Source organism: Variovorax sp. YR634 (assembly GCF_900106655.1).
Lineage (GTDB): Bacteria > Pseudomonadota > Gammaproteobacteria > Burkholderiales > Burkholderiaceae_C > Variovorax.
On the sequence record NZ_FNOL01000012.1, the window covers coordinates 1 to 15,253 of the forward strand.

Sequence of the window (15,253 nt, forward strand, 5' to 3'; positions counted from 1 at the left end):
TTCACCGTCAACAATCAACGCCCCAGAGAAGCACCAACTGCCTCGAACACCAGCGGCATTCATCAGCGAAGCCCACGAGTATATGACAGATTTGGAGGTGCCATCAACCTCCAAGAACTTTTTTCGCCCAAGTTCCGAGGCACCTCCTCGAAGACTACGCTCCCCCATAAAGAAAGCCGCCCGAGGGCGGCTTTCTTACATACAGCAAGTTGCTACTTAGTAATAGCGCGAGCTGTTCATGCGGCGCATCGCTTCATAGAGCGTGGGCATGCGCACTTCCTGCGAACGGGTGCTCATGCGGGCCAGCGCGTCGATCTTGGCAGCCTCAGCGGCAGGCACCGTGCCTTCCGATTGCTGGCGCCACATCGCAGCCTGCAGCTCTTGCATCACGCGCGGGTCGCTCTTCGCGGTTTCCAGGAAGCGGGCGTCGGCGCGGGCAGCGGCACGGCGTTCGGCTGCAGCGCGCCAGGCACCGGCGATGCTGCTTTGGCGCACCGAGCCTGCGAACAGCGCAAACAAGGCGATGGCTGCGACGCAGAACACAGTCCAGGCAGCGAGTAGACCGCCTTCGTTCCAGTTGGAAACGAGCGAGTCAGTCACCACCAGCACGGCCGCCGCGATGGCGACGATCAGCAGAGCAACGAGCGGACGGGCGCCATTGGCACCGGCGCGGGCGGCCTGGATCTGGCCGAACAGGACTTCGGCGCGACGCACGCCGGGGTGGACAGTAGGTTGGTCAACGTGAACGAAGCTAGTCATGATGCATCCCTCCTGGGACAGTGGTAATCAGTGGTGGCGAACAAGGCCGATGCAGTGATATTAGGGATTACCCCAGTGTTCGTCCACTTTATCTTTCTGATGTTTATCATTCACAAGACTGATGGACGTCAACTTTCGCACACTCGACCTCAACCTGCTTCGCGTCTTCGACGAGGTGATGGCGGAGCGCAACCTCACGCGCGCCGCCCGCAACCTCTCGATCACGCAACCGGCGGTAAGCAATGCGCTGCGGCGCTTACGTGAAGTACTGGGGGACGAGCTGGTGCGCCGCTCCGGCGCCGGCGTGGAGCCCACGCCACGGGCGCTGGCCCTCTGGCCGACCGTGCGCGATGCCCTGCGCCAGCTGCAGCACACACTGGCTCCCGGCGAGTTCGATGCAGGCACCGCCGACACCACCTTCCTATTAGCGATGGCCGACGCCACCGCAGCCGAACTCATCCCTGGCCTGGTGCAGATCGCCGAAAAGGAAGCGCCCGCCATTTCGTTGCGCGTGCTGCCGCTGACCACACGCGATCCGCGCCGCATGCTGGAATTGGAAGAAGTCGACATGGCCGTCGGCTATTTCCCGGCGGTGATCGCCAGCCTCGCGGCGCGCGGGCAATCTGGGGTAGGGGTGCCGTTCGAGACCCAGCGGCTCTACCTGGGCCAATACGTATGCGTGATGCGGCGCGGCCATCCGCTGGCGAGCGCACCCCTCACGCTCGATGACTACTGCGCAGCGCGACACCTGTTGGTGAGTTTTTCGGGAAGGCCCTACGGCTTCATCGACCAGACGCTGGGCGCCTTGGGGCGCGAGCGGCGCATCGTGGTGACGGTGAACCAGTTCTTCACGGCCGGCCGGGTGGTCGCCAATTCAGACCTGCTGACCGTGCTGCCCCGTCACTTCGTGACGGTGACCGGCATCGACGATCAATTGGTGCTGCGCGACCTGCCTTTCGACCAGCCGCCGGTGCACGTGGATGCCATCTGGCATCGGCGCGCCCAGCATGGGCATTCGCACGAGTGGCTGCGCAATGCGCTGTTGCGCTCGGCAGCCGCGGCTTTCGCCGGATCGGTCCTCGGGCAGAAAGTGCCCGGCTGACCGGGTTCGCTTAGCGGACGACGCTGAGCCAGGCGCTGGCTGCGGCGCGCAGTTCCTGCGCGTGGTGAGCTCCGCGGCCGGCGCGCATGTCGGCGCTTTCCATCAGCGCTGCGGCGTGGCTGGCCGGAGCATTGGCGCTGGAAGAACGGAAGAAACGGGCCACTTGGGCAATGAGGCTGAACATGACGGTGCGCGGCTCGTGGCTGCGCTGGAGTGGTTGATGCTTCAAGAATAAGGGTTATCCCTAGTTAATCAAGCCAAACCTTATGCACTTCACGCATGGGGCAATTCACCTAGACTGGCCCGACGATGAAGCTGCAACTGCTCTCCGACCTGCATCTGGAGTCCCATCCCCGCTTCCATGCCGAGCCCGTGCCGGGCGCCGACATGCTGATCCTGGCGGGCGACATCGGCTCCTACCAGCAAGGCTCCCGCCTGACCGACACCGATTTCGGCCTGGGCCGCTTTTCGCCCCGCAACGGCTGGCCGGTGCCGGTTGTCTACGTGCCGGGCAACCACGAGTACGACAACGTCGACTTCGACGAGACCCACGACCGCCTGCGCACGCTCTGCGAAGAACTCGACATCCTCTGGCTGGAGCGCGAAACCCGGGTAATCGACGGCATCCGCTTCGTGGGCACCACGCTGTGGGCCGACTTCGACGCACTGGCCGAACCCACCGACAGCCTGGCCGAGGCGCTCAAGAAACGTGGCAAGGCCATGCGCGCGGCCGATTTCTATCTTGAAAAAGCAGCCACCATGCGTAACGGCGAACTCTTTCTCGCCGCGCAGCTGCGCGACCAGGCGCTGGCCTGCCAGACCTGGCTCACCCAGGCGCTGGCCGAACCTTTCGACGGCACCACGGTGGCCATCACCCACTTTGCGCCGAGCCTCGAAAGTGCTGACCCGCGTTACGGCCTGACACCCGGCACGGCCGGCTTCTGCAATGCGCTCGACGAGTTGCTGCCCCATGCGAAGCTGTGGCTGCACGGCCACCTGCACTGCCCGTCGGACTATGTGAAGAACGGCTGCCGCGTGGTGGCCAACCCGCTGGGCTACGCACGCAACGGCGAACAGGAAGGCTACAAGCCCCAGTTGCTTATCGACGTGCGCTGACCGGCCGCACCGTCGCGCAGACGGTAACGGCCAGCAACGCGTTCGCCACCACGGCTGTGTAGACTGGCCGAGCCCATCTCACCGATGGAGGAGAGCGCCATGACGCAACAGCAACAACAACGACGCAACTTCCTGCAGCAGACCGCCGGCGCCGCCGCGGCCACTGGATTGCTCTCCTTGTGGCCCCGGGCCTTCGCCCAGGGACCGAACGAAACCGCCGGCAGGGCCATGGGCCAGCTGTCGATAGCCGAAATGTCGCGCCGCCTCGCCGCCGGCACCCTCAGCAGCAGCCAACTAGTAGAAGAAGCACTGGCCGCCATCCAGAACCCCGCGGGCGAAGGCGCGCGCACCTTCATCCGCGTGCACGCCGATACGGCCCGCGCCACCGCGGCACGGCTCGACGCCGAGCGCAAGAGCGGCCGCCCGGCCGCCTCGCCGATCGCCGGCATCCCGATCTCCCTGAAAGACCTGTTCGACGAAGCCGGCATCACCACGCTCGGCGGCTCGATGGTGCTGGCCGGCCAGCCGCCGGCGGCGCGCGATGCCCTCGTGGTCGAGCGGCTGCGACGCGCCGGCGCGATCATCATCGGGCGCACCAACACGGTCGAGTTCGCCTACACCGGCCTGGGCGTCAACCCGCACTACGGCACGCCGAAAAATATCTACGACCGCGCAACAGGCCGCATCCCGGGCGGCTCGACCTCGGGCGGCGCGATCTCGGTGACCGACGGCATGGCGGCCGGCGCCATCGGCACGGACACCGGCGGATCGCTGCGCATCCCGGCGGCGCTCAACGGGCTGGTGGGCTTCAAGCCGACGCAGCGGCGCATTCCGCTCGACGGCGTGATGCCGCTGTCGACCTCCTTCGATTCGGCCGGGCCGATGGCATGGACGGTGGAAGACTGCGCCCTGCTCGACGCCATGCTGGCCGCCGAACTGCAGCGCCCGCTGCGTGTGCTTCCGCTGCGCGGCCTGCGCTTCGCGGTGCCCAAGACCTTCTTCCAGGACGATCTGTCGCCGCCCGTGGCTGCGGCATTCGCGTCGGCGCTGGCCAAGCTCTCCGCCGCCGGCGCCACGGTCACCGAACTGCCGATGACCGAGTTCGCGAAGGCGCCGACCATCAACCCGCGCGGCATGATCACCGCCGCCGAAGCCTTCACCTGGCACCGCGACTTCATCAAGACAGGTGCCGCCAAGTACGACCCGCGCGTGCTGGCCCGCATCAAGACCGGCGAAACCATCACCGCGCCTGACTATCTGCAGCTGCAGGCGCTGCGCCGCCAGTTCATCCGTTCGATCAACACGGCCGCCGTGGGCTACGACGCGATGCTGATGCCCACCACGCCCGATATCGCTCCGCCGATCGCCGAGGTTCTGAAGGACGACGACACCTACTACCGCATCAATGGCCGCATGCTGCGCAACCCCTCGGTGGTGAACCTGTTCGACGGCTGCGCGCTCTCGGTGCCCTGCCACGACGCGGGCACGGCGCCGGTCGGGCTGATGGTGGCCAGCATCGGCAACACCGACCACCGGCTACTCGCGGTGGGCGCAGCGGTCGAAGCCGTGGTGACGCCGCGGCGCGCGCTCAGCAGCTAGCGCGCGGCCAGGCCGTCGAAGCAGGTTGCGAGCACAAGCTCGACGATCTGCTCGTCTGTCTGCAGCCCGCCGGCCTTCAGGAAACCGAGCACCGGATCGCAGGCGCGTGCGAACAACGTGTAGAGCACGGCAATCGCCGGCAGCTTCGGGTTGAGCGAGCCGTCGGCCTGCGCCGCCTGGATCCAGCCGCCGAGCTGGTCGCTGATGGTGACCAGGCGGTCGAGGTAGCCCCGGTTGTTCATCAGCGCGGCGCGCAGGCTCGAGTTCTGGTGCGGCAGCGAAGGCATCTCGCCGGCCAGCTGCATCTGCATGGCCCAGCGCACCACGGCGCGCAGCTTGTCGACGGGCTTGTCCTCGGCCGGCACCGCGGCAAGGAAATCCAGCGTGCGCTGCATGATGCGCACCATCGCTGCGGCGGCCAGATCCTCCTTGCTGGGAAAGTGCTTGTAGAGGCTGGCCTTGGCGATGCCGACCGTTGCGGCCACCTCGTCGACCGTCATCGATTCGAAGCCCTTCTCGGCGAGCAGGCGGTTCGCGGTCTGCACGATGGCCTCTTCACGGGCCTGCAGCATCTGTTCCTTGAACGAGGTCTTGGCGGGGGCGGTGGCACTCATGCCGGAAATTTTAGTCTCGCCCGTCGCTGGGCAGACGGCGTGGATGCCGAAATACCAGCCAGTCTTTTACAGACGCGCCGGTTTGCCCGATCTCAGGCGCCCCGGCCCTTGGACACCAGGCGGATGCCCGGCATCAGCTCGGCCGCCAGTTCCGGGCGCTCCAGCGCGTAGTCAAGGTTCATGCGCGCGATCTCGACATGCTCCTCGCCCAGCGCCTGCGCCCGCGAGCCTTGCCCGCGCTCAATGGCCTGCACGATCGCGTGATGCGTGCGGTGCGCCTGCCGCATCCATTGCTGGCCCTCTTCCATCGACGACTGCATCGGCAGCATCGCGCTCGGGGCAGCAAAGGGCTGGCCGCCCAGCATGTCCATCACCCGTTTGAGCGCGAGATTGCCGCAGCCTTCGACGATCAGCTTGTGGAAGCGGTCGTTCATTTCGACGTAGGCCGCGTAGTCGTCGATCTCCATGCTGGGCTTGTTCACGGCGCGGTCGCCGTCTTCCAGGCACTCTTTCAGGTCGCGCAGCAGCTGGCGCGATGCACCGTCTTCGGCCAACAGGCGCGCGGCGAAGCCTTCGATCACGCCGCGCACGCGGATGGCGTCGGCCACTTCCTGCGAGGTGAAGCGGCGCATCTGGTAGCCGCCGCTGGGCGATTGCTCGATCAGCCCTTCGTGCTCCAGACTGGCCAGCGCGAGCCGCACCGGGGTGCGCGAGGCTTCGAGCTTCTCGGCGAGCGGGATCTCGGCCAGCCGCTCTCCGGGCACGAATTCGCCCTTGAGGATCATGTCGCGCAGTTGCACGAGCACGCGGGATTGTTGGGAGTCCATCGGCGGATTCTAGGAGACGAGCCCGACACTGCACGCAGCATATTTAGCTTGGCTCGGTTGTTGCATGCATTACGCCACAACAGGTGTCAAAAACTAACGAGCAGCTCAGCGTTTACCCTGATTTTTGCCTCTTCAGGCCCCGAATCGGGGCGAAATCGCAGATGAGAGTTTGACCCGGATCGAGGATCACCAAGACAATGCATACAGTTGCATGCAATGGCTGCAAGCCTCTTTCCACAGTCCCCACGATGGAGCCCGCACGATGATCAGCGCAGAGCAGAACGATTTCATCACCCGCGTCGGACCCGGCGCGCCCGCCGGCAAGCTGCTGCGCCGCTACTGGCAGCCGGTGGCCCTGGCCGACGAACTGGCGGGCCCGCGCCCGGTCAAGCCCGTGAAGCTCATGGGGCAGGACTTCGTCCTGTTCCGTGACGAGAACGGCCAGCTCGGCATGCTCGACCGCGACTGCCCGCACCGAGGCGCCGACCTCGCCTTCGGCCGGCTCGAAAACGGCGGCCTGCGCTGCGCCTTCCACGGCTGGCTGTTCGACGCCAAGGGCAATTGCCTCGAAACCCCCGCCGAGCCCGCCACCAGCAAGCTGTGCAGCCGCATCAAGCAGTCGGCCTATCCGGTGGTCGAGAAAAGCGGCGTCGTCTTCGCGTACATCGGCGAGGGCGAGCCCCCCGCCTTCCCCGAGTTCGACTGCTTCGTCGCGCCCGACAGCCACACCTTCGCGTTCAAGGGCCTGTTCGAATGCAACTGGCTGCAGGCGCTCGAAGTGGGCATCGACCCGGCACACGCCTCGTACCTGCACCGCTTCTTCGAGGACGAAGACACCTCCGGGAGCTACGGCAAACAGTTCCGCGGCGCGTCGGCCGACTCCGACATGCCCATCACCAAGGTGCTGCGCGAGTACGACCGTCCCGACATCAGCGTGGAGCCCACCGACTACGGCTTCCGCCTGAAGGCTCTGCGCAAGCTGTCCGAAGACACCACCCACGTGCGCGTGACCAACGTGGTGTTCCCGCAGGCCTTCGTGATCCCGATGAGCGCGGAGATGACCATCTCGCAATGGCACGTGCCGGTGGACGACACGCACTGCTACTGGTACGCCATCTTCACCAGCTTCACCGGCCCGGTCGACAAGCAGCAGATGCGCGACCAGCGCCTGAAGCTCTACGAGCTGCCCGACTACACCTCGCGCAAGAACAAGCGCAACAACTACGGCTACAACATCGAGGAGCAGTTGACCGAAACCTACACCGGCATGGGCGACGACATCAACGTGCACGACCAGTGGGCGGTGGAGTCGCAAGGCGCCATCCAGGACCGCACGCGCGAGCACCTGGGCAGCACCGACAAGGGCATCATTGCCTACCGCCGCGTGCTGGTGAAGGCCATCGAAGCCACGCTGGCCGGCGAGAGCGCGCCGATGCTCATCGACGCCGCACAGGCCAGCGCAATGACCGGCCCGCCCTCCATCGACGGCATCGGCCGCAACGTCAGCGACGAGGCAGCCACCGAGGCCTACTGGCAGGACGCCGACCGCGCGCGCCGCCTGAAGTCCGACTGGGCCTCCGCACGGCTCGCCGCCTGAGCACGCACGCCATGAGCAGCAGCCACACATTCGTCGACCGCTTCGGCCTCTGGTCCGACGACCAGCATGCGCAGGCCAGGGAGCTGGTGCGCCGCATCGACAGCGGCGAGGTCGACCTCGTGCGCTTCGCCTGGCCCGACCAGCACGGCATCCTGCGCGGCAAGACGCTCGTCGCCACCGAGGCGCGCTCTGCCCTGTGGGAAGGCGTGAACCTCACCTCCACGCTGCTCGCCAAGGACACCTCGCACAAGACCGTGTTCCCGGTGTTCACGCAAGGCGGCGGCTTCGCCATCGAAGGCCTGCAGGGCGGAGCCGACTTCACCATCGTGGCCGACCCCGCCACCTTCAAGGTGCTGCCGTGGTCGCCGCGCACCGGCTGGGTGATGTGCGATGCCTACATGGCCGACGGCAAGCCCTGCCCCTTTGCCACGCGCCAGATCCTGCAGCGCGCGGTGCGCCAGCTCGACGAGCTGGGGCTGGACTTCATCGCCGGCCTCGAGGTGGAGTTCCACGTCTTCAAGCTCGACGACTCGCGCATGGGCCTGGCCGATTCGGGCCAGCCCGGCGAACCGCCGCGCGTGTCGCTGCTGTCGCACGGCCACCAGTACCTCACCGAGCTGCGCTACGACCGCGTCGACGGGCTGATGGAACTGCTGCGCTCGAACCTCGTCGCGCTCGGCCTGCCGCTGCGGTCGCTCGAAATCGAATTCGGCCCGAGCCAGTTCGAGCTGACCTTCGGCCCCACCGCCGGCGTGATGCCGGCCGACACCATGGTGCTGCTGCGCAGCGCCATCAAGCAGATCTGCCAGCGCGCCGGGCTGCACGCCACTTTCATGTGCCGCCCGAAGATTCCGAACGTGATGTCCAGCGGCTGGCACCTGCACCAGTCGCTGCGCCGCAAGAGCGACGGCGTCAACGCGTTCATGCCCGAAGCCGAGGGCCAGACCCTCAGCGAGATCGGCATGCATTACCTCGGCGGACTCAAGGCGCATGCCTGCGGCGCCGCGGCACTGGCAAGCCCCACCATCAATGGCTACCGCCGCTACCGCCCCTTCTCTCTCGCGCCCGACCGCGCGATCTGGGCCAAGGACAACCGCGGCGCGATGCTGCGCGTGCTCGGCGGCGTGGGCCAGAGCGCCTCGCGCATCGAGAACCGCGTGGGCGAGCCGACGGCCAACCCGTACCTGTACCTCGCGTCGCAACTGTTCTCGGGGCTCGACGGCATCCGCAACAAGACCGACCCCGGTCCTTCGGCCGATGCGCCGTACGAAACGCCGGCGGAGCAGTTGCCTCGCTCCCTGAGCGACGCCCTCGCCTGCCTGCGCAAGGACGAGATGCTCAACACGCAGATGAGCAACGTCTTCATCGACTACCTCTGCCACATCAAGGAAGCGGAAATCGCCCGCTTCAATCTCGAAGTCTCGGAGTGGGAACACCGCGAGTACTTCGACATGTTCTGAAAACCATGCCCACGATCCACTACATCCTCAAGGACGGCACCACCCGCGAAGTCGACGCCAAGGTCGGCGCCAGCGTGATGGAGACCGCCATTCGCGGCAACGTGCGCGGCATCGACGCCGAGTGCGGCGGCTGCTGTTCCTGCGCTACCTGCCACGTCTACGTGGACGACGCCTTCATCGACCTGCTGCCGCCGCCCGACGACATGGAGAGCGCGCTGCTCGACGCCGTCGCGTCCGAGCGCAGGTCCGGCTCGCGCCTGAGCTGCCAGCTCAGCGTGACCGCAGCCTTCGATGGCCTCAGGGTCCGCGTGCCCGATACCCAGATTTGAAGGACGGCTCGGGCATCATCGCCCGCTTTGTTTGCATATTCGGTTACATGACAGCGGCGCCCGATGTGGCGCATCCACTCCACCTGAAAGGCGTTTTCCCGTGAACCCAACGATGACCAAGAGAACCATCCTCTCGACCCTGCTGCTCGCCGGCCTCGGCCTGCTGGGCGCCACGGCGCACGCCGCCGACGAGCCGCTGCGCATCGGCCTCATCGCCACCTACTCGGGCCCGTACGCCGACTACGGCCGCCAGTTCGACGCCGGCATCGCGCTCTACCTGAAGGAGCACGGCGGCAAGGTGGGCGGCCGCACGGTCGAGATCGTCAAGAAGGACACTGCAGGCCCCGCGCCCGACGCTGCCAAGCGCATCGCGCAGGAACTCATCGTGCGCGACAAGGTGAACGTGCTCACCGGCCTGGACTTCAGCCCCAACGCGTACGCCGTGGGCGCCATCGCCACGCAGGCGAAGATTCCGACGATCGTGATGAACGCGGCATCGTCGGCCATCACCACCAGCTCGCCCTACGTGGCGCGCCTGTCGTTCACCGTGCAGCAGGTAACGGACCCGATGGCTCGCTACATGCTCAAGGAAGGCATCAAGGACGCCTACACCGTGGTCGCCGACTACGCCTCGGGCGTCGATGCCGAGACCGCGTTCAAGAAAACCTTCACCGCCGGCGGCGGCAAGGTCTCGGGCGAAGTGCGCACGCCGATGAACAACCCCGATTTCTCGGCCTACGTGCAGCGCATCAAGGACGCCAAGCCCCAGGCCGTGTTCTTCTTCTTCCCCTCGGGCGTGATGCCGCCGGCCTTCCTGAAGGTGTGGAAGGAACGCGGCATGGAGCAGGCCGGCATCAAGCTCTACGCCACGGGTGAAGCCACCGACGACAGCTACCTCGACGCCACCGGCGACGTGGCGCTGGGCCTGGTCACCAGCCACCACTACTCGTTCGCGCACCCCTCGCCCAAGAATCAGAAGTTCGTGAAAGACTTCGCCGCCGACAACGGCGCCAAGCTGCGCCCGAGCTACTTCGCCGTGACCGCCTACGACGCCATGGCCGCCATCGACCTCGCACTGGCCAAGACCAAGGGCGACGCCAGCGGCGACAAGTTCATGGACGCCCTCAAGGGCCTGAGCTTCGAGAGCCCGCGCGGCCCCATCGAGATCGACCCCGCCACGCGCGACATCGTGCAGACCGTCTACATCCGCAAGACCGAGCGCGTGAACGGCCAGCTGGTGAACGTCGAGTTCGACAAGTTCGACCGCGTGAAGGACCCGGCCAAGGAAGCCACAGCCAAGTAAGCCAGCCAGTTCGTCAGCCAGCAGGAAATTCATGGGCATCGTGATCTTCGATGGAGTGGCCTACGGCATGCTCCTTTTTCTCATCGGCGTGGGCTTGTCCATCACGATGGGGCTCATGAATTTCGTCAACCTCGCGCACGGCAGTTTCGCGATGGTGGGCGGCTACGCCGCGAGCGTGCTGATGAACCACTTCGGCCTGGGCTTCGGCCTCTCGCTGGCGGCGGCCTTCGCGGCGGCTGCCGTTGCGGGTGCGGTGCTGGAGTTCGTGTTCTACCGTCGGCTGTACCGCGCGCATCCGCTCGACCAAGTGCTGCTGTCGATCGGCGTGGTGTTCGTGTCGATCGCCGCCTTCACGTATTTCTTCGGCCCGACGATGCAGCCCTTCACGCTGCCGCCGGCGCTCGACGGGCAGATGTCGCTGCTGGGCCTCGAAGTGGGCCGCTACCGCCTGTTCCTGATCGTCTGCGGCGTGGCGGTGCTGGCCGCGCTGCTGCTGGGCCTGGGCAAGACGCGCTACGGCGCGATGGTGCGCGCGGCGGTCGACAACCAGCGCGTGGCGGGCGGCACCGGCATCAACGTGCAGCGGCTGTTCTTCCTGACCTTCTCTCTCGGCTGCGGCCTCGCGGGCCTCGGCGGTGCGCTGAGCCTGGGCATGCTGGGGCTGGAGCCGTCGTTCCCGCTCAAGTACCTCGTCTACTTCCTGATGGTGGTGTGCGTGGGCGGTGCGGGCACCGTCACCGGGCCCTTCATTGCGGCTCTGCTGGTGGGCATCGTCGACGTGGCGGGCAAGTACTACCTGCCGGAAGCGGGCGCTTTTCTCATCTACGTTTTCATGATCGTCATGCTGCTGGTGCGGCCGAACGGCATCGTTGCGAAGAAGGGGCTCGCATGAAAGCCCTGCATCTTTCTCCCGCGCACCTGCGCATCGCCGAAATCGCTTTCTGGCTGGCACTCGCATCGAGCTTCTTCCTGCTGCCCGACAAGCTCACGCTGATGAGCCAGATCATGATCTTCGGCCTGTTCGCCGTGTCGCTCGACATGGCGCTGGGCTACGCGGGCATCCTCACCGTGGGCCACGCGGCCTTCTTCGGCGCGGGCGCCTACGCGGCCGGATTGCTGGCCAAGTACGGCTGGAGCGAGCCCTTCAGCGGCCTGCTGTTCGCGCTGATCGTCAGCGGCCTGCTGGGCTACGCACTGAGCTACCTCGTGGTGCGCGGCGCCGACCTCACGCGGCTGATGATCACCATCGGCGTGTGCGTGCTGCTGTACGAGTTGGCCAACCGGCTCTCGGGCATCACCGGCGGCACCGACGGGCTGCAGGGCGTGGTCATCGCGCCGGTGCTCGGCCTCTTCGATTTCGACCTCCACGGCAAGACCGCATTCGGCTATGCCTTCGGCGTGGTGCTCGCGATGTTCCTGCTCGTGCGGCTGGTACTGCGCTCACCTTTCGGCCTGGCGCTGCGCGGCATTCACGACAGCCGCAAGCGCATGACGGCCATCGGCTCGCCGGTGGAGGCGCGGCTGCGCATGGCATACGCCTCCTCGGCCGCGGTGGCAGGCGTGGCGGGCGCGCTGCTGGCGCAGACCACGCAGTTCGTCGGCATCGAGTCGATCGGCTTCAACCGCTCGGCAGAGGTACTCATCATCCTGGTGCTGGGTGGTACAGGGCGGCTGTACGGCGGAATGATCGGCGCCATCGTCTACATGCTGGTGCACGACTGGTTCGCGGACATGAACCCGCAGTACTGGATGTTCTGGCTCGGCATCTTCCTTATTGCGGCCGTCATGCTGGGCCGCGGCGGCATCATGGGTGCGCTCTCGCGTTTCGTTCGCATAGGGAAGGCGCGATGAGTTCCACCACCACGCACACGCTGCGCACACACGGCCTGGGCATCCGCTTCGGCGCCTTCCAGGCCGTGAGCGATGTGAACCTCTCGCTCGAACCCGGCGCGCGGCAGGCGCTGATCGGTCCCAACGGCGCTGGCAAGACCACGCTCATCAACCTGCTTACCGGCGTGTTCAAGCCCACCAGCGGATCGATCCATATGGGCGATCGCGACATCACGCGCCTGCCTGGCGACAAGCGCGCGCGCATGGGCCTGGCGCGCACCTTCCAGATCAACACGCTGTTCCCCAGCCTCACGCCGCTGTTGTCGGTGGTGCTGGCAATCAGCGAGCGCGAAGGGCTGGGTGCCACTTGGTGGCGGCCGCTCAAGGGCTGCACGGCGGTGTTCGACGAGGCGCATGCGCTGCTCGGCACGCTCCGGCTCGACAGCCTCGCCGACGTGCCCGTAGCCGAGCTGGCCTATGGCAAGCAGCGGCTGCTGGAGATCGCGCTCGCACTCGCGGCCAAGCCCCGCATCCTGCTGCTCGACGAACCCGCTGCCGGCGTGCCTGAAGACGAGAGCGGCGAGCTGTTCGAGGCCATCGCGGCGCTGCCGCCCGACATCAGCGTGCTGTTCATCGAGCACGACATGAAGCTCGTCTTCCGCTTTTCGCGCCGCATCTCGGTGCTGGTGGGCGGACGCATCCTGACCGAGGGCACGCCTTCGGAAATCGGCGCCGACCCGCGCGTGCGCGAGGTCTATCTCGGAAGCTCACCCCGCCATCACCACCATGCCTGAAGCACTCGCCTTCGACCAGGTCACCGCCGGCTACGGCAACGCGGTCGTGCTCGACCGGCTCGACTTTTCGCTGCCGCAAGGCGAGAGCCTCGCCATCCTCGGGCGCAACGGCGTGGGCAAGACCACGCTGCTCGAAACGCTGATGGGCAACACCCGCGTGATGCAGGGCTCAATCCGCTGGCAAGGCGCCGACATCACACGCTGGCCGTCGCACCAGCGTGTGCGCGCGGGGCTGGGCTGGGTGCCGCAGGAGCGCGAGGTGTTCCCATCGCTCACCGTCGAAGAAAACCTCACGGTGATATCGCGGCTCGGCGGCTGGAACCTGAAGCGCGTCTACGACTTCTTCCCGCGCCTGCGCGAGCGGCGCGGCAACTACGGCAACCAGCTCTCCGGCGGCGAACAGCAGATGCTCGCCATCGGCCGCGCGCTGATGACCAACCCCAAGCTGCTGCTGCTCGACGAGCCGATGGAAGGCCTCGCGCCGATCATCGTGGAAGAACTGGCTGCAGCGATCCGCCGGCTGTGCGAGTCGGAAGGACTGGCGTCGATCGTGGTCGAGCAGCATCCGGTGCTCGCGTTGGAGATGACGCACAAGGCGATCGTGCTGGAGCGCGGCACCGTGGTGCATGCGGGGCCGAGCGCGGAACTCGCGGCAGACAGGAATCTGCTCGAAGGCTTGCTCGGCGTGGGAATCGCCGAGCAAGCCTGACGGCGTTCAGCTCAGCATCTGCCCGCGGCTGCCGATGACGGCCACGTCCACGAACTGCCCGCCTTCGCGGTTGGTCCGACCGTAGTTGATCTTCACCCCACCCAGGTCGAAGTTCTCGATGCTCGCCAGCCCCGACATCACCGACGCACGCGTGAGCGAACCACCGGCACGGCGCATGCCTTCAGCCAGCACTGCGGCGTTCAGATAGCCCTCCAGGCTCGTGAGCGAGAAGTCCTTGACGCCGTTGGCCACCATGTCGGCCTGATAGCGGCGCACGATCTCGAATTTGGTCGAGTACGGCGACGGCACCACGATCACGAAGCCCAGGCCCTTGGCCAGGTCGCCCATCGCCGACAGCGCGCTGGCCGTGATCGACAGGCCATAGGCCGAGCTGCTGTTGCCCGCCTCGCGCAGTGCCTTCAGGAACACCGGCGCAGTGCCGGCCAGCCCGACCACCACCACCTGCGGCTTGGCCTTGGCGATCGCCTCGGCGGCGGGGCCCACTTCCATGCTGGTGGTGTTGGGCGTGGTCGCGATCACCGCCGGCTCCAGCTTGGCCTTGGCCAGCGCATTCTTGAAGGCCGCCAGCACCGACTGCCCCAGCGGGTCGTTCGAATGCACGAGGCCGATGCGGCTCTGGCCCAGCACGGCGGCGGTGCTCACGAGCTTGTCGACTTCCTGGTCGTAGTTGGCGCGCACCCAGAAGGTGTTGGGCGAAGCCTTCTTGCGCAGCGCGATCGTGCCGGTGATCGGGCCGACCACGGCCATGCCGGGCACAGCGTCCATCACCTCGGCTGTCTGGCGCGTGCCCAGCGGGTGCAGCAGCGCGAGCACGGAGCTGTCTTTCTCGAAGGCCAGCGCGTTGGCCTTGGCCACGTCGGGCTTGAAGGTGTCGTCGGCCATCACGAGCTCGACCTTGGTGCCGTTGATGCCACCCGCCTTGTTCAGCGCATTGAAGAACGCGCTCGAACCCTGGAACAGCCCCTGCCCGTTGGCCTTCTCGACGCTGCTGTTGTCGAAGGTGGTGCCGATGCGCACCGGCCGGTTCTGCGCAAGCGCCGGAAAACCCAGGCCCGCGGCGGCGGTTGCTGCGGCCAGCCCGGTCAGCGCACGCCGACGGCTGGTGGAAAGCGGCGCAATCGACTCGCGCGGCACGGGAACGGTCATGGTCGAAGTCTCCAGGAGGTAATGCGTTAGTGACAAAAATTCACATT

Annotated in this window: 16 protein-coding genes; 11 read left to right on the top strand and 5 right to left on the bottom strand. The window is 66.6% G+C overall.

The window, feature by feature from the left end; genetic code table 11:
- Nucleotides 1-216: 216 nt before the first annotated feature.
- Nucleotides 217-759 (bottom strand): hypothetical protein, encoded by a 543-nt coding sequence (locus BLV60_RS19790; RefSeq protein ID WP_093056989.1) that lies wholly within the window; start codon nt 757-759, stop codon nt 217-219.
- Nucleotides 760-880: 121 nt separating this feature from the next.
- On the opposite strand from BLV60_RS19790, the gene BLV60_RS19795 reads away from it, so the two are divergent.
- A complete protein-coding gene (locus BLV60_RS19795) occupies nt 881-1,861 on the top strand; it encodes a LysR family transcriptional regulator (RefSeq protein ID WP_093056990.1) in 981 nt (326 codons plus the stop codon).
- Nucleotides 1,862-1,871: 10 nt separating this feature from the next.
- On the opposite strand, the gene BLV60_RS19800 is transcribed toward BLV60_RS19795, so the two are convergent.
- On the bottom strand, nt 1,872-2,090 hold the full coding sequence (locus tag BLV60_RS19800) for a hypothetical protein (RefSeq protein ID WP_093056991.1): 219 nt from the start codon (nt 2,088-2,090) through the stop codon (nt 1,872-1,874).
- A gap of 80 nt (nt 2,091-2,170) precedes the next feature.
- Between BLV60_RS19800 and BLV60_RS19805 the strand changes: the two genes are divergently transcribed.
- Together BLV60_RS19805 and BLV60_RS19810 are read left to right on the top strand one after the other, a co-directional pair.
- Complete coding sequence (locus BLV60_RS19805; protein ID WP_093056992.1) at nt 2,171-2,977, top strand: metallophosphoesterase; 807 nt, start codon at nt 2,171-2,173, stop codon at nt 2,975-2,977.
- 99 nt (nt 2,978-3,076) lie between these two features.
- Entirely contained in the window at nt 3,077-4,576 is a 1,500-nt protein-coding gene (locus tag BLV60_RS19810) for an amidase (RefSeq protein WP_093057163.1), read from the top strand.
- On the opposite strand, the gene BLV60_RS19815 is transcribed toward BLV60_RS19810, so the two are convergent.
- Nucleotides 4,573-5,190, bottom strand: a complete 618-nt coding sequence (locus BLV60_RS19815; protein ID WP_093056993.1) for a TetR/AcrR family transcriptional regulator — start codon at nt 5,188-5,190, stop codon at nt 4,573-4,575. The two genes, BLV60_RS19810 and BLV60_RS19815, sit on opposite strands and share 4 nt — an antisense overlap.
- A 92-nt stretch (nt 5,191-5,282) precedes the next feature.
- The gene (locus BLV60_RS19820; RefSeq protein ID WP_093056994.1) at nt 5,283-6,017 is read right to left on the bottom strand and encodes a GntR family transcriptional regulator; all 735 of its coding nucleotides are present in this window, start codon (nt 6,015-6,017) and stop codon (nt 5,283-5,285) included.
- A gap of 262 nt (nt 6,018-6,279) precedes the next feature.
- Between BLV60_RS19820 and BLV60_RS19825 the strand changes: the two genes are divergently transcribed.
- The 8 genes from BLV60_RS19825 (at nt 6,280) to BLV60_RS19860 (ending at nt 14,039) form a co-directional block, all read left to right on the top strand.
- Nucleotides 6,280-7,614, top strand: a complete 1,335-nt coding sequence (locus BLV60_RS19825; RefSeq protein WP_093056995.1) for an aromatic ring-hydroxylating dioxygenase subunit alpha — start codon at nt 6,280-6,282, stop codon at nt 7,612-7,614.
- Nucleotides 7,615-7,625: 11 nt separating this feature from the next.
- Nucleotides 7,626-9,074: a glutamine synthetase family protein gene (locus BLV60_RS19830; RefSeq protein ID WP_093056996.1), complete on the top strand. Its 1,449-nt coding sequence runs from the start codon at nt 7,626-7,628 to the stop codon at nt 9,072-9,074.
- A gap of 5 nt (nt 9,075-9,079) precedes the next feature.
- Complete coding sequence (locus BLV60_RS19835) at nt 9,080-9,403, top strand: 2Fe-2S iron-sulfur cluster-binding protein (RefSeq protein WP_093056997.1); 324 nt, start codon at nt 9,080-9,082, stop codon at nt 9,401-9,403.
- A gap of 112 nt (nt 9,404-9,515) precedes the next feature.
- The gene (locus BLV60_RS19840) at nt 9,516-10,706 is read left to right on the top strand and encodes an ABC transporter substrate-binding protein (RefSeq protein WP_093056998.1); all 1,191 of its coding nucleotides are present in this window, start codon (nt 9,516-9,518) and stop codon (nt 10,704-10,706) included.
- 31 nt (nt 10,707-10,737) lie between these two features.
- A complete protein-coding gene (locus BLV60_RS19845; RefSeq protein WP_093056999.1) occupies nt 10,738-11,598 on the top strand; it encodes a branched-chain amino acid ABC transporter permease in 861 nt (286 codons plus the stop codon).
- Nucleotides 11,595-12,557, top strand: a complete 963-nt coding sequence (locus tag BLV60_RS19850) for a branched-chain amino acid ABC transporter permease (protein WP_093057000.1) — start codon at nt 11,595-11,597, stop codon at nt 12,555-12,557. The genes BLV60_RS19845 and BLV60_RS19850 overlap by 4 nt, the downstream gene beginning before the upstream one ends.
- Nucleotides 12,554-13,330 carry an ABC transporter ATP-binding protein gene (locus BLV60_RS19855; protein WP_093057001.1) on the top strand — a complete coding sequence of 259 codons (777 nt, stop codon included), beginning with the start codon at nt 12,554-12,556 and terminating at the stop codon, nt 13,328-13,330. Before BLV60_RS19850 ends, BLV60_RS19855 begins: the two co-directional genes overlap by 4 nt.
- The gene (locus BLV60_RS19860) at nt 13,323-14,039 is read left to right on the top strand and encodes an ABC transporter ATP-binding protein (RefSeq protein ID WP_093057002.1); all 717 of its coding nucleotides are present in this window, start codon (nt 13,323-13,325) and stop codon (nt 14,037-14,039) included. Before BLV60_RS19855 ends, BLV60_RS19860 begins: the two co-directional genes overlap by 8 nt.
- Nucleotides 14,040-14,045: 6 nt before the next feature.
- Here BLV60_RS19860 and BLV60_RS19865 read toward each other — a convergent pair whose 3' ends face one another.
- The gene (locus BLV60_RS19865; protein WP_093057003.1) at nt 14,046-15,206 is read right to left on the bottom strand and encodes an ABC transporter substrate-binding protein; all 1,161 of its coding nucleotides are present in this window, start codon (nt 15,204-15,206) and stop codon (nt 14,046-14,048) included.
- Nucleotides 15,207-15,253: the final 47 nt, after the last annotated feature.